General features: G+C 58.1%; 22 protein-coding genes. 12 read left to right on the top strand and 10 right to left on the bottom strand.

All coding sequences use genetic code 11. The annotated features are described in order from the left end of the window. Positions 1 to 4 precede the first annotated feature (4 nt). The 8 genes from hmpA (at position 5) to cyoE (ending at position 8119) form a co-directional block, all read left to right on the top strand. A complete protein-coding gene (hmpA, locus tag AC1DIS_RS25225; RefSeq protein WP_477781147.1) occupies positions 5 to 1186 on the top strand; it encodes an NO-inducible flavohemoprotein in 1182 nt (393 codons plus the stop codon). A gap of 172 nt (positions 1187 to 1358) precedes the next feature. After that, on the top strand, positions 1359 to 1919 hold the full coding sequence (locus AC1DIS_RS25220) for an ester cyclase (RefSeq protein ID WP_477744663.1): 561 nt from the start codon (positions 1359 to 1361) through the stop codon (positions 1917 to 1919). Between the two features lie 25 nt (positions 1920 to 1944). Beyond that, the gene (locus AC1DIS_RS25215; RefSeq protein WP_019582334.1) at positions 1945 to 2454 is read left to right on the top strand and encodes a disulfide bond formation protein B; all 510 of its coding nucleotides are present in this window, start codon (positions 1945 to 1947) and stop codon (positions 2452 to 2454) included. A gap of 827 nt (positions 2455 to 3281) precedes the next feature. Beyond that, on the top strand, positions 3282 to 4226 hold the full coding sequence (cyoA, locus tag AC1DIS_RS25210; RefSeq protein ID WP_026286728.1) for a ubiquinol oxidase subunit II: 945 nt from the start codon (positions 3282 to 3284) through the stop codon (positions 4224 to 4226). A gap of 3 nt (positions 4227 to 4229) precedes the next feature. Then, the gene (cyoB, locus tag AC1DIS_RS25205; protein WP_018930157.1) at positions 4230 to 6260 is read left to right on the top strand and encodes a cytochrome o ubiquinol oxidase subunit I; all 2031 of its coding nucleotides are present in this window, start codon (positions 4230 to 4232) and stop codon (positions 6258 to 6260) included. A gap of 3 nt (positions 6261 to 6263) precedes the next feature. Then, positions 6264 to 6890: a cytochrome o ubiquinol oxidase subunit III gene (locus AC1DIS_RS25200; protein WP_007941630.1), complete on the top strand. Its 627-nt coding sequence runs from the start codon at positions 6264 to 6266 to the stop codon at positions 6888 to 6890. Next, positions 6891 to 7220, top strand: coding sequence for a cytochrome o ubiquinol oxidase subunit IV (gene cyoD, locus AC1DIS_RS25195; RefSeq protein ID WP_007941629.1), 330 nt, complete (start codon positions 6891 to 6893; stop codon positions 7218 to 7220). A gap of 11 nt (positions 7221 to 7231) precedes the next feature. Next, the gene (gene cyoE / locus AC1DIS_RS25190) at positions 7232 to 8119 is read left to right on the top strand and encodes a heme o synthase (RefSeq protein WP_007941628.1); all 888 of its coding nucleotides are present in this window, start codon (positions 7232 to 7234) and stop codon (positions 8117 to 8119) included. Between the two features lie 131 nt (positions 8120 to 8250). On the opposite strand, the gene AC1DIS_RS25185 is transcribed toward cyoE, so the two are convergent. The 4 genes from AC1DIS_RS25185 to AC1DIS_RS25170 all read right to left on the bottom strand — a co-directional run bounded on the left by AC1DIS_RS25185 (position 8251) and on the right by AC1DIS_RS25170 (position 11910). Beyond that, a complete protein-coding gene (locus AC1DIS_RS25185) occupies positions 8251 to 8955 on the bottom strand; it encodes a hypothetical protein (RefSeq protein WP_018930160.1) in 705 nt (234 codons plus the stop codon). 136 nt (positions 8956 to 9091) lie between these two features. Next, on the bottom strand, positions 9092 to 9607 hold the full coding sequence (locus tag AC1DIS_RS25180) for a hypothetical protein (RefSeq protein WP_086946440.1): 516 nt from the start codon (positions 9605 to 9607) through the stop codon (positions 9092 to 9094). 66 nt (positions 9608 to 9673) lie between these two features. Next, positions 9674 to 11197, bottom strand: a complete 1524-nt coding sequence (locus tag AC1DIS_RS25175; protein ID WP_477781146.1) for a sensor histidine kinase — start codon at positions 11195 to 11197, stop codon at positions 9674 to 9676. Then, entirely contained in the window at positions 11194 to 11910 is a 717-nt protein-coding gene (locus tag AC1DIS_RS25170) for a response regulator transcription factor (protein ID WP_018930163.1), read from the bottom strand. Before AC1DIS_RS25170 ends, AC1DIS_RS25175 begins: the two co-directional genes overlap by 4 nt. Positions 11911 to 12062: 152 nt before the next feature. Here AC1DIS_RS25170 and msrB point away from each other — a divergent pair, with 152 nt between their 5' ends. Genes msrB through msrA form a run of 3 tightly spaced genes read left to right on the top strand, consistent with a single transcriptional unit; the run spans position 12063 to position 15166 of the window. Further along, positions 12063 to 12578 (top strand): peptide-methionine (R)-S-oxide reductase MsrB, encoded by a 516-nt coding sequence (msrB, locus tag AC1DIS_RS25165; RefSeq protein WP_018930164.1) that lies wholly within the window; start codon positions 12063 to 12065, stop codon positions 12576 to 12578. 43 nt (positions 12579 to 12621) lie between these two features. Continuing rightward, positions 12622 to 14421: a cytochrome c biogenesis protein DipZ gene (locus AC1DIS_RS25160; protein ID WP_477744660.1), complete on the top strand. Its 1800-nt coding sequence runs from the start codon at positions 12622 to 12624 to the stop codon at positions 14419 to 14421. A gap of 28 nt (positions 14422 to 14449) precedes the next feature. Beyond that, positions 14450 to 15166, top strand: coding sequence for a peptide-methionine (S)-S-oxide reductase MsrA (msrA, locus tag AC1DIS_RS25155; RefSeq protein ID WP_018930166.1), 717 nt, complete (start codon positions 14450 to 14452; stop codon positions 15164 to 15166). A 15-nt stretch (positions 15167 to 15181) separates the two neighbouring features. On the opposite strand, the gene AC1DIS_RS25150 is transcribed toward msrA, so the two are convergent. Both AC1DIS_RS25150 and AC1DIS_RS25145 read right to left on the bottom strand, forming a co-directional pair. Then, entirely contained in the window at positions 15182 to 16195 is a 1014-nt protein-coding gene (locus AC1DIS_RS25150) for a sensor domain-containing diguanylate cyclase (RefSeq protein ID WP_477744659.1), read from the bottom strand. Positions 16196 to 16270: 75 nt separating this feature from the next. Next, positions 16271 to 17176, bottom strand: a complete 906-nt coding sequence (locus AC1DIS_RS25145; RefSeq protein WP_477781145.1) for a LysR family transcriptional regulator — start codon at positions 17174 to 17176, stop codon at positions 16271 to 16273. A 102-nt stretch (positions 17177 to 17278) separates the two neighbouring features. Between AC1DIS_RS25145 and AC1DIS_RS25140 the strand changes: the two genes are divergently transcribed. Next, positions 17279 to 18454 (top strand): aspartate aminotransferase family protein, encoded by a 1176-nt coding sequence (locus AC1DIS_RS25140; protein ID WP_019651780.1) that lies wholly within the window; start codon positions 17279 to 17281, stop codon positions 18452 to 18454. Positions 18455 to 18460: 6 nt separating this feature from the next. On the opposite strand, the gene AC1DIS_RS25135 is transcribed toward AC1DIS_RS25140, so the two are convergent. From AC1DIS_RS25135 to AC1DIS_RS25120, 4 genes are all read right to left on the bottom strand, one after another. Then, positions 18461 to 18715 carry a Txe/YoeB family addiction module toxin gene (locus tag AC1DIS_RS25135; RefSeq protein WP_064616223.1) on the bottom strand — a complete coding sequence of 85 codons (255 nt, stop codon included), beginning with the start codon at positions 18713 to 18715 and terminating at the stop codon, positions 18461 to 18463. Then, positions 18712 to 18966, bottom strand: a complete 255-nt coding sequence (locus AC1DIS_RS25130; RefSeq protein ID WP_477744658.1) for a type II toxin-antitoxin system Phd/YefM family antitoxin — start codon at positions 18964 to 18966, stop codon at positions 18712 to 18714. Before AC1DIS_RS25130 ends, AC1DIS_RS25135 begins: the two co-directional genes overlap by 4 nt. 227 nt (positions 18967 to 19193) lie before the next feature. Continuing rightward, entirely contained in the window at positions 19194 to 19721 is a 528-nt protein-coding gene (locus AC1DIS_RS25125) for a P-loop NTPase family protein (protein WP_018930170.1), read from the bottom strand. 16 nt (positions 19722 to 19737) lie between these two features. Further along, entirely contained in the window at positions 19738 to 21675 is a 1938-nt protein-coding gene (locus AC1DIS_RS25120; protein ID WP_477748667.1) for an alkaline phosphatase D family protein, read from the bottom strand. Positions 21676 to 22206 lie beyond the last annotated feature (531 nt).

The raw sequence follows: 22206 nt of genomic DNA, 5'->3' as shown, positions 1-22206 counted from the left end.
TCTTATGCTTAGCGTTCAAGACCGTGCCATCGTCAAGTCCACCGTACCGCTGCTGGAAAGCGGTGGCGAGGCATTGATCACTCACTTCTACCGCATGATGCTCTCCGAATACCCGGAAGTCCGCCCGCTGTTCAACCAGGCCCACCAGGCCAGCGGCGATCAGCCTCGCGCCTTGGCCAACGGTGTATTGATGTACGCGCGGCACATCGACCAGCTCGATCAGTTGGGCGACCTGGTGGCCAAGATCATCAACAAGCACGTGGCCCTGCAAATCCTCCCGGAACATTACCCGATCGTGGGCAGCTGCCTGTTGCGAGCCATCTCTGAAGTACTGGGCGACGAAATTGCCACGCCTGAAGTGATGAGCGCCTGGGGCGCGGCCTACAACCAACTGGCCGAAATCCTGATCGGTGCCGAAGCCAGTATCTACGACCAGAAAGCCCAGGCACCGGGCGGCTGGCGCGGCGCGCGGGAATTCATCGTGGCGGCCAAGGTCGAGGAAAGCTCGGAAATCACTTCGTTCTACTTCGAACCGGCGGATAAAGGGCCGATTCTCGCGGCCGAGCCCGGCCAGTACATCGGCATGAAACTGATCCTCGACGGCGAAGAAATCCGGCGTAATTATTCGCTGTCGGCGCTGGCCAACAAGGGCCAGTACCGCATCAGCGTCAAGCGCGAAACCGGTGGCCGCGCCTCCAACCATTTGCACGATCAACTGCACGTCGGCGCGAGCATCATGCTGTTCCCGCCAGCGGGCGACTTCACCCTGACCRCCAGCGACAAACCATTGGTGCTGATCAGTGGCGGTGTCGGCATCACCCCGACGCTGGCAATGCTCGAAGCGGCGCTGGCGACCGAGCGGCCGGTGCATTTTATTCACTGTGCGCGCAACGGCAGCGTGCATGCCTTCCGCGACTGGATCGACGGGCTGGCCGAGCGTCATCCGCAGCTCAAGCGTTTCTATTGCTACGCCGAAGACGATGGCGTCAGCCCGGCGGCGGACAAGGTTGGCCTGCTGAGCCAGGAGCAACTCGGCGAGTGGTTGCCGCAGCAACGCGATGTGGATGCTTACTTCCTGGGGCCTAAAGGCTTCATGGCGGCGATCAAGCGTCACCTCAAGGCCTTGGGTGTGCCGGAGAAGCAAAGCCGTTACGAGTTCTTCGGGCCGGCTGCGGCGTTGGAGTAAGCAGTTGCGGCGACTCGGTCGGGGGACCGAGTCGCTTTCTTCACGGGCAAGCTTCACCTCGGTCCCGATTCGTAAAAAACGCTTAAAGGTTAATCCGTTCTTAACCGGTTTATCGTTTATTCCCCGATGCTGATGATAGGCGCTCGTTCGTTTACATGATCAGGATCGCCCCATGACTCACATCACTATCTCCCGCCGTTTAACCCTGGCCGGCTTCAGCCTGACCGCTGCGCTGCTGGCGAGTCCGTTTGCCTCTGCCGAACCGACCTTGCTCCAGCCCAAGAGCCTGATTGTCGATCAGAGCCTGTCCAAGGCGCAGCGCGATTCCATGGAATTGGCCGCCCGGCGCTATGGCAGCTTCTGGAACACCGGGGAGGAGGCGTTGGCCAAGGCTGCATTGTCAGAGCAGTTCGTCGACAAGACCCCGCCAGAAGGCCGGGTTCAGGGGCCGACCGGGCCGCTGCTGGCGTCGAAGTTCTTTCGCACGGCGGTGCCGGACCTGAGCTGCGAGATCGAACAAATGATCATTGCCGGTGATCGGGTGGTGGTGCATTTGCACTTTCGTGGGCACTTCACCGGCCCGTTCAAGGCTCTCAAAGGTCAGGGTCAGCGTGTAGACTTCCGGGCAACCGATATCTATCAGATCGACAACGGTCGCATCGCGGCCAATTGGCATATCGAAGACAACATCAGCCTGATGCAGCAGCTGCAAGCGCAGCCGCCGGCGAGCTGATCCACGGACACAGAAGGGAAACGCGATGAGCGAGGAAACAATGCGGTTGGGACGTGAACGGCGCTATCTGGTGTTGCTGGGCATCATCTGCCTGGCGCTGATCGGTGGCGCGCTGTACATGCAAGTGGTGCTGGGCGAGGCGCCGTGCCCGCTGTGCATCTTGCAGCGCTACGCATTGTTGCTGATCGCGCTCTTCGCGTTTATCGGCGCAGCGATGCGCACCCGCCGCAGCATCACGCTGTTCGAGGCGTTGGTGGTGATCAGCGCCATCGCAGGCGTCGGGGTGGCCGGGCATCACGTCTATACCCAGCTGTACCCGGAAGTCAGCTGTGGCATCGATGTGCTGCAACCGATCGTCGACGGCCTGCCGCTGGCGAAGATCTTCCCGCTGGGCTTCCAGGTCGACGGTTTCTGCTCCACGCCGTACCCGCCGATCCTTGGTTTGTCCCTGGCACAGTGGGCGCTGACGGCGTTCGTGCTGGTCGTGGTGCTGGTGCCGCTGCTCACTTGGCGTAACCGCAAAGCCCTGCGCTGAGACCGTCCGCCACACCGTTGCAGGAAACAAAAAACGCCCCGGTCCTCGTTCAGAGGCCGGGGCGTTTTGCATGTTCAAAGCTCAAATGAAAAGACCTTGATGCGCGACAATTATGGATGCGGCATGTGTGCGACATGTTGTCACAGCTCGAGTGTCGCAAGTCATTTCAAGACATGGAATCGGGACACCTCAAGGTACCCAAAACAGGCTCTGCAAGCCATTGCCGCTTTCGGTGCCAATCAGCCGAAACAGGCAGTTTTAACAGGGGCTGGCGAATGGCCAAAGCCCTTGTCACATAGGGGGTAGAGCAGGGTCTGAGGCGAGCGCAGAGCCCAGGAAGCTGTCTGAACTTCGCGCGGTACACCTACATTTTTTGGTGTTTTTGTTGAGAATTAATTTCGATACCATGGCCCACTTTTGCAAAAACCGTGAATGATTGTTGCTGGAACGGATAAAAATTATTTCGGGATGAGACATGGTTTATGAATCGCTACATATCTACAATCGCCCGCACTGAATTCCCGGCACTGCTCATCCTGACTCAGGCTTATGAGTAGAACAGGGCGTCGAGAAGCCTGATGGCTTCATGCGACCCCCCATTGTCGGTGCCTTCCGACGATCCGCACCAAATGGAATTGGTCTGTAACAAGGCCCTTGACCACGAATTCGAATAAGAACACACCGCAGGCCCAGCAATTGTCGAACCGCGTCTGACGCGCGACGGGCAGGCCCTTATTCAATCCAAGAAAAATGCCAACCCTTGGCAGGGTGAAGTGTTGGCGATCAAAACCCAACTGCATTGCGCAAGCTGCTTTAGAGGTCGTGAGATGAGTAAAAACAGGTACCCCAGACTACTAGGCTTATTGCCGCTGCTCGGCACGTTGTTGCTGGGAGGCTGCAACATGACCTTGCTCGATCCCAAGGGCCAGGTCGGCCTGGATGAGCGAAACCTGATCATCACCGCAACGCTGCTGATGCTGTTGGTCGTCGTGCCGGTCATCGTCATGACGTTCCTGTTCGCCTGGAAATACCGCGCTTCCAACCAGGACGCCGTCTACACGCCAAAATGGTCCCACTCCACCAAGATCGAAATCGCGGTGTGGACTATTCCGGTACTGATCATCATTGCCCTGGGTTACGTCACCTACAAGTCGACCCACGCACTGGATCCTTACAAGCCGCTGGAATCCGACGTCAAGCCGGTCACCATTGAAGTGGTCGCGCTGGACTGGAAGTGGCTGTTCATCTACCCGGAACAAGGCATCGCCACGGTCAACAAGATCGTGTTCCCGGCGCACACCCCGATCAACTTCAAGATCACTTCCGACGCCGTGATGAACTCGTTCTTCATCCCTGCTCTGGGCGGTCAGATCTACGCGATGGCGGGCATGCAGACCAAACTGCACCTGATCGCCAACCAGAACGCTGAAATGGACGGTATCTCCGCCAACTACAGCGGCGCGGGTTTCACCGGCATGAAATTCAAAGCTATCGCCACTTCTCAGGAAGATTTCGACGCCTGGGTAAGCGAAGTCAAAAAGGCACCTAAACAGCTTGAACAAGCTGAATACGCAGCCCTGTCCAAACAAAGCCAGAACAACCCAGTCGAGCTTTACTCCTCGGTCACGCCGAACCTGTTCCAGATCATCGTCGACAAGTACGAAGGCATGAAACCGGGCAAGCCAGTGCACCACGAGAAGAAAGAGCACGAAGTGGCCGCCATGGAAGGAATGGACATGAGTTCGCATTCAGCTGCCGGGGCAGAGGAGTAAACGATGTTTGGTAAATTAAGTTGGGAAGCGGTCCCGTTCCACGAACCGATCGTAATGGTGACCATCGCCATGATCGCGCTCGGTGGTCTGGCACTGTTCGCTGCAATCACCTACTTCAAGAAGTGGACCTATTTGTGGACCGAGTGGTTGACCTCGGTCGACCACAAGAAAATCGGCGTGATGTACATCGTCGTCGCCATGGTCATGCTGCTGCGTGGCTTTGCCGACGCCATCATGATGCGTACCCAATTGGCCATGGCCACCGAGGGTTCGCCTGGCTACCTGCCACCTGAACACTATGACCAGATCTTCACCGCCCACGGTGTGATCATGATCATTTTCATGGCGATGCCATTCTTCACCGGCCTGATGAACCTTGCAGTGCCGTTGCAGATCGGCGCGCGTGACGTTGCCTTCCCGTTCCTGAACTCCCTGAGCTTCTGGCTGCTGGTTTCCGGCGTGGTGCTGATCAACCTGTCCCTGGGCGTAGGCGAATTCGCCAAGACTGGTTGGGTTGCCTATCCGCCGCTGTCGGGTCTGCAATACAGTCCGGGCGTGGGGATGGATTACTACATCTGGGCGCTGCAGCTATCCGGGCTAGGTACGACGCTGACGGGGGTCAACTTCCTGGCCACCGTGCTGAAAATGCGTACCCCTGGCATGAAGCTGATGGACATGCCGATCTTCACCTGGACCTGCACCTGGGCCAACGTCCTGATCGTGGCTTCGTTCCCGATCCTGACCGCTACCCTGGCTTTGCTGACGCTTGACCGTTACATGGATTTCCACATTTTCACCAATGAACTTGGTGGTAATCCGATGATGTACGTCAACCTGTTCTGGGCTTGGGGTCACCCTGAGGTTTACATCCTGATCCTGCCGGCGTTCGGTATCTTCTCCGAAGTCATCTCGACCTTCACCGGCAAGAAGCTGTTCGGCCACCATTCGATGATCTACGCTTCGGGCGCGATCTCGATCCTGGGCTTCATGGTTTGGCTGCACCACTTCTTCACCATGGGTTCGGGTGCCAGCGTCAACGCCTTCTTCGGTCTGGCGACGATGCTGATTTCCATCCCGACGGGTGTGAAGCTGTTCAACTGGCTGTTCACCATCTACCAGGGCCGTCTGCGCTTCACCAGCCAGGTGATGTGGACCCTGGGCTTCATGGTGACCTTCGCCATCGGCGGCATGACCGGCGTACTGCTGGCCATCCCGGGTGCTGACTTCGTACTGCACAACAGCCTGTTCGTGATCGCGCACTTCCACAACGTGATCATCGGCGGCGCGGTATTCGGTTACATCGCAGGCTTCGCCTTCTACTTCCCGAAAGCGTTCGGCTTCAAGCTGCACGAAGGCTGGGGCAAGGCAGCATTCTGGTTCTGGATCTCCGGCTTCTTCGTCGCGTTCATGCCGCTCTATGTACTGGGCTTCATGGGTATGACCCGTCGTCTGAACGCCACCACCAACCCTGAGTGGGTGCCGTACCTGTACGTTGCCATGTTCGGTGCGGTGATGATCGCTGCGGGTATCGCCTGCCAGCTGATCCAGCTGTACGTGAGTATCCGTGACCGCAAGCTGCCGCAGAACATGTGCGAGCACGGCGACCCATGGAATGCCCACACCCTGGAATGGTCGACCTCCTCGCCACCTCCGTTCTACAACTTCGCCGTGCTGCCAAAAGCCGACGTTGTCGACCCGTTCACCGAAGCCAAGGAAAACGGCACCGCGTACAAGGCTCCGACCAAGTACGAGCCGATCCACATGCCAAACAACACCGCGACCGGTGTGGTCATGGGCGCACTGTTGACCGTATTCGGTTTCGCGATGATCTGGCACATCTGGTGGTTGGCAATAGCCAGCCTGGCAGGCACCGTGATCTACTTCGCGATCCACGCGGCCCGTGATGATCAAGGCTACTACGTGCCGGTCGACGTGATCGAGCGCATCGAAGCCGAGCAGCACAAGCGTCTGGTAGCAGCCGGGAAAGTCCCAGCCACCACCACCCGTGTTGAAACCTCGTTGGAACAGGCTTAAACCATGTCGAACTTAGTGACCAATGCTGGACACACCCATGTCGATGGACATGGGCATGATGACCATCACCACGACTCGGGCGAGATGACCGTATTCGGTTTCTGGCTCTACCTGATGACCGACTGCATTCTGTTTGCGTCGATCTTCGCAGCGTACGCGGTACTGGTTAACAACGTAGCGGGTGGCCCGTCGGGCCACGACATCTTCGAACTGCCATACGTACTGGGCGAAACCGCTCTGCTGCTGTTCAGTTCGATCACCTACGGCTTCGCCATGCTGGCGTTCTTCCGTGGCAACAAGAAGCAGGTCCTGGGCTGGCTGGCCCTGACCTTCCTGTTCGGTGCCGGCTTCATCGGCATGGAGATCAACGAGTTCCACATGCTGATCTCCGAGGGCTATGGCCCTAACCGTTCGGGCTTCCTGTCCGGGTTCTTCACCCTGGTCGGCACCCACGGTCTGCACGTGACCAGCGGTCTGATCTGGATGGCGATCATGATGTACCAGGTGCAGAAAAAAGGCCTGACGGCGACCAACAAGACCCGTCTGAGCTGCCTGAGCCTGTTCTGGCACTTCCTGGACGTGGTGTGGATCTGCGTATTCACCGTTGTTTATCTGATGGGGACTATGTAAATGGCTAACGCGCACTCTCATGACGACGCCGGTCACGGCAGCGTCAAGTCCTACGTCATTGGCTTCGTCCTGTCGGTAATCCTGACCCTGATCCCGTTCGGTCTGGTGATGTACCCGTCGCTGCCGAAGTCGCTGACCCTGTGGATCGTACTGGCTTTCGCCGTTATCCAGGTGCTGGTGCACCTGGTGTACTTCCTCCACCTCGACCGTTCCGCCGCGCAGCGTAACAACGTGATTGCGTTTGTTTTCGCCGCGATCGTGATTGTCCTGCTGGTTGGCCTGTCGCTGTGGATCATGTTCAGCATCCACACCAACATGATGGCGAAGTGAGGTAAGTCCGGATGTCCTTTAAGCACTTTATCCAAATCACCAAACCGGGGATCATTTTCGGTAACGTGCTTTCTGTGGCAGGCGGATTTTTCCTGGCCTCCAAAGGGCATGTCGATCTGGCCATTTTCCTGGCCGCGATGATCGGCACGTCCCTGGTCGTGGCTTCCGGTTGCGTGTTCAACAACTGCATCGACCGCGACATCGACCTGAAGATGGAACGCACCAAGAACCGGGTGCTGGTCCAGGGCTTGATCTCCCTGAAACTGGCCCTGGCTTATGCGACCGTCCTGGGTGTCGCCGGCGTTGCGTTGTTGTACAAGGTGGCCAACCCGTTGGCCGCGTTGTTCGCGGTGATCGGTTTTGTCATCTACGTCGGCTTCTACAGCCTGTACCTCAAGCGCAAGTCGGTTCACGGCACGCTGGTGGGCAGTCTGTCGGGGGCGATGCCACCGGTGATCGGTTACGTCGCGGTCAGCAATAACTTCGACATGGCCGCACTGACGTTGCTGGTGATGTTCAGCCTGTGGCAGATGCCGCATTCCTACGCCATCGCAATCTTCCGCTTCAACGATTACCTGGCCGCATCGATTCCGGTGCTGCCAGTGAAGCGCGGCATTGAAGTGGCCAAGAAACACATCCTGCTCTACATCCTGGCCTTCCTCGTGGCGACCTTGATGCTGACCTTCAGCGGCTACGCCGGCATGAGCTACCTCGCCGTCGCCGCGGCCATGGGCATGTACTGGCTGTACATGGCCTGGACCGGCTACAAGGCAGTGGATGACACGGTCTGGGCACGCAAGCTGTTCGTGTTCTCGATCTTCACCATTACCGCGTTGAGCGTGATGATGTCTTTGGACTTCAAAGTGCCGAGCGAGTTGTTGCTGACGTACGCGCCTTAAGCGTCGGATGTTGTAAAGAAAAGCCCCGCCCTTCGTGAGAAGGGCGGGGCTTTTTCGTTTAATCACGATTGGTGTACAGGCAATAAAAATCCCCGCTTGATGGCGGGGATTTTTGTGTGCAGCGTTTAGCGTTACTGCGCGGCGATGCTGTAACCGTCGAACGCGGTCTGCTGCTGCAGCGCGGTGATGATGTTTTTTCGGTTGACCGGTTGTTCGGCCCCGGCATTGTCCAGGAACGTCTCGCTTTCCAGCTCCGCTTCTTCACCTTCGCCGACGAAAGTGAAGCCCAGGAATTCCAGCGCTTCACGGTCAACGTTCAGGCGCGAGCGCGGGGTGCGCAGGGGCAGGGTGACGCTGATGCCGTCCTTGCTGATGGTGAACACTTCGACTTCTTTTTTGGCGCGAGCCGCTTTGCTCTTGCCGCTGCTCGGGTTGCTGATGGCTTGGTGAGTCTGGTTCAGCACTTTCAGCGCCAAGCCATAAACGATTTCCTGGAACGCCGGGTCGTCCTTGAAGCTGGACAGAATGCGGCTGATCGGGAATTTGCTGCTCAGGTCTTCCAGGGCGGCAATATCGGCCGCTTCGGCGTCTTTCAATTGCTTGAGTTCGCCCATCAATTCGTAGGCTTTATCGTCATCGAAGCTGTCGTGAGCCTGGCGAATCGCGGCGCGCAGTTCGCGGATCTGGTCGCTTTCCCGGGTGGATTGAAAAGCGTCCAGAACCATCTCGCTGATGGTCTTGGCCTGAGGCACGTGTTGTGAAAGATTGATGGAGTTTTCGTATTCCGCTTTGGACGACAAGGTGACTACGGATTCAGCGGTATTGGAATCGGACATTGAAATTTCACTACTTCTTTAACTTGGATAGAGGCGAGAAAGCACGGGGCTTTTTCAGGCCGCCTAATCTATTGGACCAGCGCTGCGTTGTCACGGATGAACCGGTGGCTGGTCTGCATTTTTGGTGAGAGCGCTTTTAGCTGACTGACATCTGCGGGCGTTTTGCCTGGAGTGTCAGTAGCACCCGATAAAGTTTCAGCGCCCGCCCGCTGATCAATCCGCAGACAAAACCTGACGCCGTGGCCTTGAGCAGCAACATCTCAACAGTGACGGCGAACTCCGGATGCACCTCATCCTGATAGCCAAAGTAATAGTTCACGGCAAAAAACAGCAGGTAGAGCACCGGTGTTTTAACCGTGCCCGGCACGATCAGCCCGGTTTCCGGATCATCCAGCTCAATACCCTTGTGCGCAAATACAACCAGTGCCGTGAGGCTGCCCATAATGACGGCGGCCAACCAGCAGCCAATCGATAGTTGAGGGTTCAGCGTCAGGTTCAGCGAGTACAACGACCAGCCGAGCAAAAGCGGTGGAGTGACAAGCAACGACGTTTTGCTTTCATGGGTTGGGGATAAGGCTTTGACGCCGTAGTAACAGAGCAGCAGAAAGATCGCATAAACCCATAGCGGGGTGTTTTGCAGGGTATTGAGCATTACGTAGCATCCGTGCCGGGAATGAAGAGTCCGGATAATAGCTGCTGCCATGGCCGAGGCTATCGACTATTTCCCCGTCGAATTCATATTCATCGAACGAGTCATCCATTGCTCCGCCGTTTGCTCATCCACCGGTAAGGAGAAGCGAAAAGTCGCGCCGCGTCCCGGCACATCAATCAGCTCGATCTCGCGACCGTGCAATTGCAGGATTCGGTGCACGATCCGCAATCCCAGCCCGCCATCGCGCCGTGCGCCACCAATGTTGAATGGACGCAGGAACAGCCCTTCACGTAATGGGGGGGCGATGCCAGGACCGGTGTCGCTGACGGTCACTTCGATAAAAGACCCTTGGGGGCGGAGGCTGAGTTCGATTTCTCCGCCTGGGGGCGTGTGGCGTAGGGCGTTGTCGAACAAATTGGTCAGCACCCGCTCGATCAGCCCCAGGTCGGCGCAGGCCACGGCGACGTTGGGGGCGAAGGTGGCCTTGAGTTCAATCTGGCGCGCTTCGGCGCTGAGTTCGAATTTCTGAAAAATGTCCTGCACCAGATCGGTCAGGGAGAAACGCTCCAGCACCGGTTGCACGAAACCGTGTTCCAGCCGCACCAGTTCCAGCAGTGATTGCGCCAGGCCGCCGACCTTGCGGCTTTGATCCAGGGCGATTCCCAGATAACGACGGCGGTCGGCGGGGGACAAGGTGGCGTCCTTGAGCGAAAGGGTTTCCAGGTAACCGTGCAGCGAGGCCAGCGGTGTGCGCAGGTCGTGGGAAATGTTGGCCACCAGTTCGCGACGCTCCTGATCCTGACGGGTCAGCGAGCGCCATTGTTCACCGAGGCGCGCTTGCATCTGTCGGAAGGCTGCGTCGAGTACGGCTATTTCATCGTGGCTGGCGGCCTTTTCCATGGGCTCCGGCTCAGGTTCGGGCGAAGCGGTCGGAACGCCKTTGATATCGAACTGACTGACTTTCTCGGTCAAGCGACGCAATGGCCGGGTGATCAGGGCGAATGCCGTGAGGCCGGCAATCAGGCACAGCAACGCCACCAGTCCGATGGACAACAACGCGGTATTGAGTGCGGCGCTGGTGGCTCCGCGCTCGGCGAAGCGGTCATGCGCTTCGCTGAGCAACACCACGTACAGATAACCGGCCGGCTGACCGTTGACCCGCAAAGGCGCGGCGCTGAACACCTTGCGACCATCGACGCTGCGTGGATCGTCGCCGAGAATCGGCAATGCCTCGCCTTTGAGCAAGCGCTGGATTGGCAGCAGATCGACCTGCTCCCTGTGTATCCGGCCTTCGGGCGCGGCGCTGCCGACAATCCGGCCTCCTGTGTCCAGCAGATAGACCTCGACACTGGGATTGACCAGCATCAGCTGGCTGAACAGTTCGCGCACCGCATTGGGCATCGGGCCATTGCGGTCCATCAGCACGGTGTCGTGGGCAATGTGTTGCGCCAGATCCCGCGACAAGCCTTGCACCACTTCCAGTTCATGCATCTGACTGGAGCGCACCTGCATCCACGCCGAGGTACCGCAGCACACCAGCAACAGCACGGCGAACACCAGGGACAGGCGTTGAGTCAGGGTCAGCCTCATGGCTGCTCTCCGCTTGCTGCGAATTTGTAGCCACGGCCCCACACCGTGAGGATGCGCGCCGGTTGCGCCGGATCGGCCTCGATCTTTGCCCGCAGGCGGTTGATATGAGTGTTGACCGTGTGTTCATAGCCTTCGTGGCTGTAGCCCCACACCGCATTGAGCAGGTCCATGCGCGAGAAGACTTTGCCAGGCTGACGGACAAAGAAGTACAGCAGGTCGAATTCCCGTGGCGTGAGGTCAAGACGCCGGCCGTCGAGGGAGACTTCACGGGTGATCGGGTCGATGGACAGGCCATCGCTGATCAGACTGCCAGCATCCATTTTCAGATTGCGGGCCATGGCGTCGACCCGTCGCAGCAGTGCCTTGACCCGTGCCACCAGCTCGAGCATGGAAAAGGGTTTGGCCAGGTAATCGTCTGCGCCCAGCTCCAGTCCCAGAATCCGATGTACTTCGCTGGAGCGCGCACTGGTGATGATGATCGGTGTGTAACGGGCCATGGCCCGGGCGCGGCGGCAGATTTCCAGGCCATCGACGCCGGGCAGCATCAGGTCGAGGATCAGTGCGTCCCAGCTTCCTTGCTGCAACAGACGCATGCCCTCGTCGCCGTCGGCGCAGTGCACCACCTCGAACTGCTCATCACGCAGATGCAGGCAGATAAGGTCGGCGATGTGCAGGTCGTCCTCGACCACCAGGACGCGTTTGGTCTGTTCCATGGAGCTCGATCCTTTGTGACGCAATGAACACATTGTGCGGGTTTTCCTGAGGTTGAGTTATCACGAATTATTTAACTCCTCGTGAGGATTTGGCGATCAACTCAAGCCTAGGCTGTGTTCCATGCAAGGCACCTGGAATTTTGGAGAAGGCCATGTTTTCACGGCGACAGTTTCTTGTAGCGAGCGGCGGGCTGGGGGCTGCAGCCCTGGTGATCGGTGTATTGCCAAAATTTTCCACAAGCGTTGCGCTGGTCGATGAAGCCCGCGCGCAGGAGGTTTTCGAGGTGACCCACAGCGACAGCGAATGGCATGCCCGGCTCAGCGCCGAGCAGTACGAAATACTGCGCGAAGAGGGCACCGAACGGGCCTACAGCAGCCCGCTGAACAACGAGCACCGCAAAGGCGTTTTTGCCTGCGCCGGTTGTGATCTGCCGTTGTTTTCTTCCGACACCAAGTTCGACAGTCGTACTGGCTGGCCGAGTTTCTGGGCTCCCCTGGACAACGCGGTGGCCACCCGACAGGACCGCTCCTTCGGTGTATTGCGCGAAGAGGTGCACTGTCGTCGTTGCGGCGGTCATCTGGGGCATGTCTTCGAGGATGGGCCAAAGCCCACCGGGCTGCGCTACTGCATGAACGGCCTGGCGCTGACCTTCAAGCCACAGGCGTAATCCATGGGCACTTCCTTTCACTCACTTCATGCAGGTCGACGATATGTGGCTTCTGGTCCTCGCTTATCTCGGTGGTGTGCTGACGATTGTCAGCCCGTGCATTCTGCCGGTATTGCCCTTTGTCTTCGCTCGCACCGGGCAGCCGTTTATGAAAAGTGGCTTGCCGCTGCTGGCGGGGATGGCGCTGACCTTCGCGCTCGTCGCCTCGTTGGCGGCGGTGGGCGGCGGTTGGGTGGTGCAAGTCAATCAATACGGTCGCTGGCTCGCGTTGCTGTTCGTTGCACTGTTCGGGTTGACGCTGTTGCTGCCGCGGTTGGCCGAACGCCTGACGCGTCCACTGGTGGCAGCCGGCGGTCGGCTGTCGCAAGCCGCGGGCGCCGATGCCCGGCCGCGTCCCGGCGCTTCATTCCTGATCGGCGTCGCCACGGGCCTGCTCTGGGCACCCTGCGCCGGGCCGATTCTGGGTTTGCTGCTGACCGGTGCGGCGCTGCAAGGGGCAAGCATCGCAACCACTCTGTTGCTGCTGGCTTACGCGGCCGGTGCCGCCACTTCTCTCGCTGCGGCACTGCTGCTGGGCGGTAAAGTCTTCGCCGCAATGAAGCGCTCGATAGGCGCGGGCGAGTGGCTGCGTCGAGGCCTGGGCGCTGCGATGCTGGTTGGTGTGGTGGCGATAGCCCTGGGACTGGACACCGGGATTCTGGCGCGGGTTTCAACGGCGTCCACCGGCGGTCTCGAACAGGCGCTGGTCAACCGGTTGGCCAGTAAGACTCCGGCCAACAGCGGGGCGATGATGGCGCAGATTCCACGGGCCGGCGATCAACCCGCCGGCGGCATGATGGCCACTGGAGATGCGATGAAAGTGACCGCGAACGCGCTGCCGATTGAGGGCAGCCTTCCATCCCTGGACGGCGCCGTGCAATGGCTCAACTCGCCCCCACTCACCGCTCAGGCGTTGAAGGGCAAGGTCGTGCTGGTGGATTTCTGGACTTACTCCTGCATCAACTGCCTGCGCACCCTGCCGTATGTGAAGGCCTGGGCTGAGAAGTATCGCGATCAGGGTTTGGTGGTGATCGGTGTCCATGCGCCCGAGTTTGCCTTCGAACGGGATGTGGGCAATGTCACCAAAGCCATGAAGGACCTGGGCATCACCTACCCGGTGGCCATCGATAATGACTACAAGATCTGGCGTGCTTTCAACAACGAATACTGGCCGGCCCATTACTTTGCCGATGCTCAGGGACGCATTCGTTATCACCATTTTGGTGAAGGCAAGTACGCCGAGTCCGAGCAAGTGATTCAGCAACTGTTGCGTGAGGCGGGAGCGGCGAAAGTCGCGCAGGGGCTGATCAATGCCAACGCCCAGGGTGTTCAACTCGCCCCGGACATGAATGAAGTGCAATCGCCCGAAACCTATGTCGGCTACCGGCGGATGGAGCATTTCGCCTCTGAAACCAGCCTGGTGCCGGACAAGGCGACTGCCTATAAGCCACCGTCACAACTGGCCCTCAATGACTGGAGCTTGGACGGTCAATGGGCTGTCGGTCCGGAGCGGGCCGTTTCAAACGCTGCGGCCAGTCGTATCGTCTATCGCTTTCACGCTCGCGACTTGCACTTGGTGTTGGGCCCCGGTGCTGACGGCAAACCGGTGCGTTTCAAAGTGTTGATCGATGGCAAGCCCCCAGGTGATGCCCACGGTATCGACGTCGCGCCTGATGGCCGCGGCAGCGTCACCGAGCAGCGGTTGTATCAACTGGTACGCCAGAGCACAGGCGTAAAAGACCGGACCTTCAGCATCGAGTTTCTCGATCCGGGTGTGTCGGCGTATGCGTTTACCTTTGGTTGATAGCCCCCATTCATTCAGGAGACAGCCCATGAAAACCCCATTCAACTGGCGTCGCACATTTCTGGGTTTGGCCGCCGCCAGCGTTATCGGTCAGTGCTCTGCATTCTCGTTCGCAGGCGCCGAAGAGGCGGTCCTCATCCCGGCGCCGACGCTTGATGAAACCACCCAGGCGCACAGCGAAACGGCGGTTTTTGCCGGCGGTTGCTTCTGGGGCGTCCAAGGCGTGTTCCAGCATGTCAAAGGGGTGAAAAATGCGGTTTCCGGTTATGCCGGTGGCGCAGCCAATACCGCTCAATACGAGCGGGTCAGCGAGGGTGACACCGGCCATGCGGAGGCCGTCGAAGTGACCTTCGATCCCGCTCAGGTCAGTTACGGAAGCCTGCTGCAGATCTATTTCTCGGTGGTCCACAACCCCACCGAACTCAACCGCCAGGGCCCGGACCGAGGCACTCAGTATCGGTCGGCGCTATTCCCGAAAAGCACCGAACAGCAACGCGTCGCCCAGGCTTACATCACCCAGCTCGACGCTGCCCATTCGTTCAATAAACCGATTGTCACCAAGCTGGAAAGCTACAACGGTTTCTACCCGGCGGAAGAGGAGCATCAGGACTTCCTGACCGAGCATCCGACCTACCCCTACATCGTGATCAATGACCTGCCGAAAGTGGCGCAGTTGAAGCAACTGTTTCCGAATCGGTATCAGGAAAAACCAGTATTGGTGAAAGCGGGCATGCAGGGCGGCTGACAGGACGGAGTCGCCTCACCCAGAAATCAGGTTCTTGCCCGCGATTTTCGACCGATACAACGCCTGATCGGCCCTGGCCAGCAACCCGGTCTGTTGTTCTTCTTCAAAGCGCTGCACCACGCCAAAACTCATGGTCACTTGATAGTCCCCGACCGGCAGCAGGCTCGCCAGGCCATGACGGATTCTTTCAGCGAGTGACCTGGCGTCGGCCAACAAGGTATTGGGCAAAATCAGGATGAATTCGTCACCGCCCCAGCGCGCCAACAGATCGCCTTTGCGCACGCAGTGCTTCACACTCTCGATCACTTGCACCAACGCTGCATCTCCCAGGGCGTGACCGTAGTGATCGTTGATGTTTTTGAAGTCATCGAGGTCCATGGCGATCAGCGACAGGGGTTCGCGGAAGCGTTGGGCGCGGTCGCATTCCTTGGGCAGGGTTTTCTCCAGTCGATAGCGATTGGCGATGCCGGTCAGCACATCGGTTTCTGCCAATTTACGATTTTCTTCGAGTTGAATCTGTAACTGCTGATTGACCCGGGACAACTCCCGAGTGCGTTCCTTGACGATGGCTTCCAGGGATTGATTACGCCGCTCCATTTCTTCGATCAGGCGTTTCTTGTCTTCGATGCTGCGGTGCGCGCCGATCATTCGCGCCACCGAGCCGTCGGCATTACGTGCCAGCACGTAGCCGCGATCCTCGATCCAGGTGTAAGTGCCATCGTGCATGCGACAGCGATACTCGGCCTGATAACCGGGAGCGCGCTGATCCAGGTAGTCATCAAACAACGCCATGACCCGCGAATAATCGTCGGGGTGGATCACGTTTTCCCAGGTCAACACATTGTTGTCCAGGGAATGAGGCGTATAGCCGAGCATCTCGTACCACCCGGGGTTGCGATAGACGAACCCGGTGTTGGCGTTCCAGTCCCAGATACCATCGCTGACCAGTTCCAGAATGGTGTGCAGCATGTCTTCGTTAAAATCTGACAGATCGAACTTCAACGGCTCGATTTTCGATGCCTCACCCATCATCGGTCTCCCTGCCGTCCTGATATTAACGTGACTCGTCAGTCGAGGAGATTAGTTCATGGCGTATTGCCCCGGCTAGTGCTTGCCCCACCACTGCAGTGCAAAGTCAACGAAGCTGCGCAATTTCGGCAAACGGTAGCGGTCCTGGGCATACACCAGGTTCATCGGCCGACTTGGCAGTTGGTAGTCCYGCATCAAGGCCACCAGTTTTCCGTCCCGAAGGTCTTGTTCCACCAGCGCATCGGGAACCATCACGATGCCCATGCCGGTTCGCGCCGCTTGATGCAACCCCGCCGAGCTGTTGATCAACATCGGCCCGCTGACCGCCACCATGACTTCACCTTCGGGCCCCTTCAGGCGCCATTGTTTGGCTACCGAGTGCCAGTCATCTCCGGCCGGGTAGGCGAAGGCCAAACAGTCATGGTGTTGCAGGTCGGCGGGTTTCTGCGGTGTGCCTCGACGCTCCAGATAATCCTTCGATGCGCACAGGGTCATCGTGTAGTCGATGAGCGGGCGAGAAATCATGTTGGACAGCTCGGTCGTGCCCAGACGAATCGCCACGTCGAAACCGTTGTCGAGCAAGTCCAGGCGCTGGTTGGTCAAAACGACATCGAGTTTGACTTGCGGGCAGCGCAGGGTGAATTCGCTCAGGGCCGGTGCGAGCCGTTCGGTGCCGAAGGTCAGCGGTGCGGTGATGCGCAGAGTGCCGCTCGGCTCGTCGAGGGTTTGTTCGGCCAGGCGTTCGGAGTCAGCCACCAGCCCCAGCACTTCGAGACACCGCTGATAGTACGCCGTGCCGAATTCCGTCAAACGCTGACGCCGTGTCGTACGGTTGAGCAAGCGCACACCCAGGCGTTGCTCCAGAGCCCGCAGATGATTACCGACCATGGTCGTGGACATTTCGCACTGCAAAGCGGCGGCGGTCATGCTGCCGGCTTCCACCACTCTTACGTAAACGGTCATTGCCTGGAATAAATCCATTATCAAGCTCAGCTTTAAAATGATTGAAGTGTTGCGGTATTTATCCAGCTCAGGTGGCTAACCATACTGCAAAAACACCGACTATTGATGGAGCTTGATGTCATGACCGCCACCTGCCTGATGAGCACTTACCAACCTCTGGCCCTGAGTTTCAGCAAAGGCCTGGGCACGCGCCTGTGGGATCAGGCCGGTCGTGAATACCTGGACGCGGTGGCGGGCGTGGCGGTGACCAACGTCGGTCATTCCCACCCGCGAATCGTGTCGGCCATCAGCGAACAGGCCGGGTTGCTGTTGCACACATCCAACCTGTACAGCATCGACTGGCAACAGCGACTGGCGCAGAAACTGGTTCGGCTGTCGGGCATGGAGCGGGCGTTCTTCAATAACTCCGGTGCCGAAGCCAACGAAACTGCGCTGAAACTTGCGCGGCTTTACGGCTGGCACAAAGGCATCGAGCAGCCGCTGGTAGTGGTCATGGAGAACGCTTTCCACGGACGGACCCTCGGCACCTTGTCGGCCAGTGACGGCCCGGCGGTGCGCCTGGGGTATAACAAGTTGCCGGGGGACTTCATTAAAGTGCCATTCGGCGACCTCGCTGCCCTGGAGAAGGCGCAGAAAGCCCACGGCCCACGCATTGTGGCGATTCTGATGGAGCCGATTCAGGGCGAAAGTGGTGTGCAAGTGGCGCCGCCTGGTTATCTCAAAGCAGTGCGTGAGCTCTGTGACCGACGCGCCTGGTTAATGATGCTCGACGAAATCCAGACCGGCATCGGCCGTACCGGCCAGTGGTTTGCGTTTCAGCACGAAGGCATCATCCCGGACGTCATGACCTTGGCCAAAGGCCTGGGTAATGGAGTGCCCGTCGGTGCCTGCCTGGCTCGGGGCAGGGCTGCGGATTTATTCACACCTGGCAGCCACGGCAGTACATTCGGCGGCAATCCGCTGGCGTGTCGGGTGGGTTGCACCGTGCTGGAGATCATCGAGGAACAAGGCCTGCTGGAAAACGCCAGACTTCAGGGCGAACGCCTGCTTGCCAGATTGCGCGTCGAACTGGCCGACGATCCGAACGTCCTGGTGATCCGTGGCCAGGGATTGATGATCGGCATCGAACTCGCCCAACCAATCCGCGACCTGACCCTGATCGCCGCACGGGATCACGGTTTGCTGATCAACGTGACACGGGGCAAGACCATTCGCCTGCTGCCACCGCTGACGATTGATGAGCGGGAAGTGGAAATGATTGTCAGAGGAGTGGGGCGGGCGGTGAAAGCGGCCTGAATGTGCTCAGTAGTGATACCTGCAAAGCACGATGCGCACCTCACCATTCTCGATTGCATAAACCAGGCGATGCTCGGAGGTGATTCGGCGTGACCAGAGGCCGCTCAGATTGTGTTTGAGCGGTTCAGGTTTGCCCAATCCTTCGAAGGGCTCACGCAGGATCGCCTTGATCAGCAGGTTGATTCGTTTGAGCCCGGCCTTATCGTTTTGCTGAAACCACAAATAGTCGTCCGAGCCTTCAGGAGTGAACTCGATATTCATTCTTCGATAAGTTGCCTGACTTTGGTCTTCCCTGCTCGCAGGTTACCGATTGATTTGATCAGTCGCTCGGCATTGGCTGGAGAACGGAGCAGATAGGCTGTCTCTTCGAGAGCGTTGTACTCCGCCAGAGACATCATCACCACAGGTTCGCCTTTCTGGCGGGTAACCAGTAATGGGGTGCGGTCTTCGTTGACCCGATCCATGGTTTCGGCCAGATGTGCACGTGCGGTGGTGTAGCTGATGGTTTGCATGTTGTAGTCCTCGCTCAAGGCAAAAAACGTACAGAAATGAGTACATGATGACAAGGCGACACCTACGAGTGGTCATTACGCAGACGACATATCCACGCTGGGTTAAAGTATCGCTGAAGCTTCTTCAAGACGTTTCTGCGAACGATGTAATCCCATTCTGACAATCTCGCCAGCTAGTCGTGTCCAATGTAGGAGTCCGATTCGCACGCAGAAAACGGCAGGGACGATCAGTCGGTTGGTTGCACCGCACTGACGAAAGCCGAGACTTCAGCCTGATTCATCAGTTGGCGTTTCGACCCGCTAAACCGGTCAAACAAACGCTGATGGGCGGCAAATCCACTGGACCCTTGGCGAGTACGGTAGCTGCCGGCCCAATCGAGTAACGCAATCAGCAACTCTTCCTTCTCGTCCCGCCTCGCTTCTCGCTGGCGTATGTTGTTCACGCAATCTTCGTCCTCCAGACACAGCCAGATCAGCGCAGTGGCCTGCTCCACAAGTTCGCTGACCATCCAGCCGTAAACACCCTCGATAACCCAACGCTCTTCACTCGCCGCCACCCGCGCCATTCCCAGTGCTTCGTTGCGGGGACGGGCGATGCTGTGTTCATCGGATACCCAGTGAATCAGGTCGAGATCGGTACAAGGCACTTGCAGATGCTCGGCCAGTCGTTTGGCCAGCCAGCTCTTGCCCGAGCCGGAATTGCCGATGATCAGGGTTCGAGTGAGGTTTAGGGTGGCCGGGTAATGATTACTCATGGTCATTCGTGCGAAGTCAGTCGGCTGTTTCGGACATTTCTGGCGCGATCATTCGCGTCTTCGGCGATCCATCCGCATTGAATTGATAAATATCCTGTGGCTGGCCCTTTTCATTGAAGAACACTTGGCCAATTCCTGCCGAGTTCCACAACCGTTCCCCTGCTTCGGCGTGTTCGGGGATGTGCGGAACAATGCGCATGCGTCGGCGTTTGGTCAGCCAGTTAAGGGGCGAGCGGGGCGAGTAGAGCCAACGGTTGAGGCGGTCGAACCATTCGAGCAGGGCGGGTGGGAATTCGTTTTTGATGCCGCTGCTGGTGATCTGCCAGATACGCGGGCCGGCCTTGCGGTGTCGGATCAATACTTCATAGACGAAGGAATAATGCACATCACCGGACAGCACCACGTAGTTACCGGGTGTGCGGGAGTGTCGGAAAATGTTCAGGATCACCTGAGCCGCGCCGCGATGAGCCATCCAGTTTTCGGCGTCCACCAGCAGTGGGTAACCGCACCAACTGAACACGCGCTGTACGGTTTCGATCAATTTGACGCCGAAGATCGGCGCCGGTGAGACGATGATCGCCGAAGAATGATCGAGCAATTCCTGTTGCAGCTCACTGAGCGCTTCCCAGTCCAGCAGGCCCGACGGCTGCTTGAGATTCATCTCGCTACGCCAGCGCCGGGTGCGGGTGTCGAGCACCACCAGCGCCGGGCGGGTGGGCAGCACGTAATGCCACTGCTGAAAACTCAGCAGTTCATCGATCAATTCGTCCTGGATCTCGCTGTCGAGGTGATGGTCTTGCCCCGTGACGCTCAATAAGCGGGTTTTTTCCAGTACGTTGCCAAACGCATCCGGGTTGTTGCCCCAACCCTGACACAACATATAAACAAGCAGCGCGTTGCCGATGATGCGCTTGGAGAACGGATGGTTGTAGGCCGTTTCCTCCCATTGCGCAGAAAGATTCCAGTCATCGGTAATATCGTGGTCATCGAAAATCATCAGGCATGGCAAATGCGCCATCGCTCGCGCGACGCCACCCAGCCCCGCCTTGAACCCATCGATGCGCGTCTGCTCCAGGGCATAACGCTTGCGTCGTTCGGGCGTCAGTGTCGGTGGTTGCGGCGCGATCAACGTCCAGGGCGTTGGCGACCACACCAGCAGGTACATGGCCATGACTTCGGCGAAGGTCACCAAATGATTGTCGGCGCTGCTGCTGGTGAAAATCGGCTTACGCGCCCCACCGAAAAATCGCTCGCGCAGGGTTTCGTTGCTCTCAAGTGCCGGTAACAAATCCGCACGATGGTAGTAGCTGGCCGGATGTTCGTAGAGTTTGGTGCTGACGCTGACCACTGCGCCGTCGAGGTGTTCGTCGAACAACCCCAAGCGTTCGATCAAGGCATGAATTGCACGCAGCATTGGCCCCGCGACATCATCTGCATACACCTGATCGCCGCTCATCATTAATAGAGCCGGACGCTTGCTTGCGTCCGGCTCTGACGCGAGCAACCGGTCGACACACAGCAAGCCATCGGCCGCCGGATGGTGAGGTTTACGGCAGGAGCCATGCAGCAACTGATCGATCTGTGAGCGCAACACAAAGTTCGGGCAGCGCGCTTCGCCATATAGTAGGTGAGGTGCCCATTCGGCGATGCCCGACGGAGCGCCATCCGCCTCGGTGATCAGCAGGTCGTACTCGATTAGCGTGTCGCAGGGCAGGGCGGTGTTCAGCGGTACATCGATTAGATGAATAAAGGCATGAGTGCCGACGGGAATGATCGTGCATTGATCCGCATTGAGGCGGATATCGATGCCTTGCAGGCGCAGCGTCAGCGCCAGCGCACGCGACCCGACCAGCCAGAGCACCAGCCGCGCAGGTTCCAGGCGCCGCAATAACGGGCCGACGAGTACGGGTGGTAGTGATTGATGAGCGTCAGCTAGTGGCAAAGACATGGACATCCCGTTCAAGAATCCTGGCGCAGAGGGGCGCGATCATAGCGCAGCTGGTAAAGAGGGCGGGTTTGTCGACGGGTAATGCAAGCAAAGCCTGGACTGCTCATGAGGCAGAAGTCGGTACTGCGCCTAAGCCGCATGGATTAGGTAAAAATAATTACAACAGGTGGTTGACCACCAAATAAAACACTGTATTATTCGCCTCCCGCTAACGAGGAGTTTGAAACTGAGTTGGCGGCAAGTAGTTGAATTTCATGAAGAAAATTTGAAATTTACTGCTTGACAGCAACAGAGGCTGCTGTAGAATGCGCGCCTCGGTTGAGACGAAAGATCTTAACCAACCGCTCTTTAACAACTGAATCAAGCAATTCGTGTGGGTGCTTGTGGGGTCAGACTGATAGTCAACAAGATTATCAGCATCACAAGTTACTCCGCGAGAAATCAAAGATGTAACCAACGATTGCTGAGCCAAGTTTAGGGTTTCTTAAAAACCCAAAGATGTTTGAACTGAAGAGTTTGATCATGGCTCAGATTGAA

This window comes from Pseudomonas sp. 05N433, assembly GCF_056396925.1.
This window is presented reverse-complemented; position numbering and strand designations above follow the sequence as displayed.

Bases quoted from the DNA above. Each gene is read 5' to 3' on its own strand.
- AC1DIS_RS25215 (WP_019582334.1), top strand. From the start codon at position 1,945: ATGAGCGAGGAAACAATGCGGTTGGGACGTGAACGGCGCTATCTGGTG.
- msrB (WP_018930164.1), top strand. From the start codon at position 12,063: ATGTTTTCACGGCGACAGTTTCTTGTAGCGAGCGGCGGGCTGGGGGCT.
- AC1DIS_RS25140 (WP_019651780.1), top strand. From the start codon at position 17,279: ATGACCGCCACCTGCCTGATGAGCACTTACCAACCTCTGGCCCTGAGT.
- AC1DIS_RS25200 (WP_007941630.1), top strand. From the start codon at position 6,264: ATGTCGAACTTAGTGACCAATGCTGGACACACCCATGTCGATGGACAT.
- cyoD (WP_007941629.1), top strand. From the start codon at position 6,891: ATGGCTAACGCGCACTCTCATGACGACGCCGGTCACGGCAGCGTCAAG.
- AC1DIS_RS25125 (WP_018930170.1), bottom strand. From the start codon at position 19,721: ATGAGTAATCATTACCCGGCCACCCTAAACCTCACTCGAACCCTGATC.
- AC1DIS_RS25135 (WP_064616223.1), bottom strand. From the start codon at position 18,715: ATGAATATCGAGTTCACTCCTGAAGGCTCGGACGACTATTTGTGGTTT.
- AC1DIS_RS25120 (WP_477748667.1), bottom strand. From the start codon at position 21,675: ATGTCCATGTCTTTGCCACTAGCTGACGCTCATCAATCACTACCACCC.
- AC1DIS_RS25130 (WP_477744658.1), bottom strand. From the start codon at position 18,966: ATGCAAACCATCAGCTACACCACCGCACGTGCACATCTGGCCGAAACC.
- AC1DIS_RS25220 (WP_477744663.1), top strand. From the start codon at position 1,359: ATGACTCACATCACTATCTCCCGCCGTTTAACCCTGGCCGGCTTCAGC.
- AC1DIS_RS25170 (WP_018930163.1), bottom strand. From the start codon at position 11,910: ATGGAACAGACCAAACGCGTCCTGGTGGTCGAGGACGACCTGCACATC.
- AC1DIS_RS25180 (WP_086946440.1), bottom strand. From the start codon at position 9,607: ATGCTCAATACCCTGCAAAACACCCCGCTATGGGTTTATGCGATCTTT.
- msrA (WP_018930166.1), top strand. From the start codon at position 14,450: ATGAAAACCCCATTCAACTGGCGTCGCACATTTCTGGGTTTGGCCGCC.
- cyoE (WP_007941628.1), top strand. From the start codon at position 7,232: ATGTCCTTTAAGCACTTTATCCAAATCACCAAACCGGGGATCATTTTC.
- AC1DIS_RS25150 (WP_477744659.1), bottom strand. From the start codon at position 16,195: ATGGGTGAGGCATCGAAAATCGAGCCGTTGAAGTTCGATCTGTCAGAT.
- AC1DIS_RS25160 (WP_477744660.1), top strand. From the start codon at position 12,622: ATGTGGCTTCTGGTCCTCGCTTATCTCGGTGGTGTGCTGACGATTGTC.
- cyoB (WP_018930157.1), top strand. From the start codon at position 4,230: ATGTTTGGTAAATTAAGTTGGGAAGCGGTCCCGTTCCACGAACCGATC.
- cyoA (WP_026286728.1), top strand. From the start codon at position 3,282: ATGAGTAAAAACAGGTACCCCAGACTACTAGGCTTATTGCCGCTGCTC.
- AC1DIS_RS25185 (WP_018930160.1), bottom strand. From the start codon at position 8,955: ATGTCCGATTCCAATACCGCTGAATCCGTAGTCACCTTGTCGTCCAAA.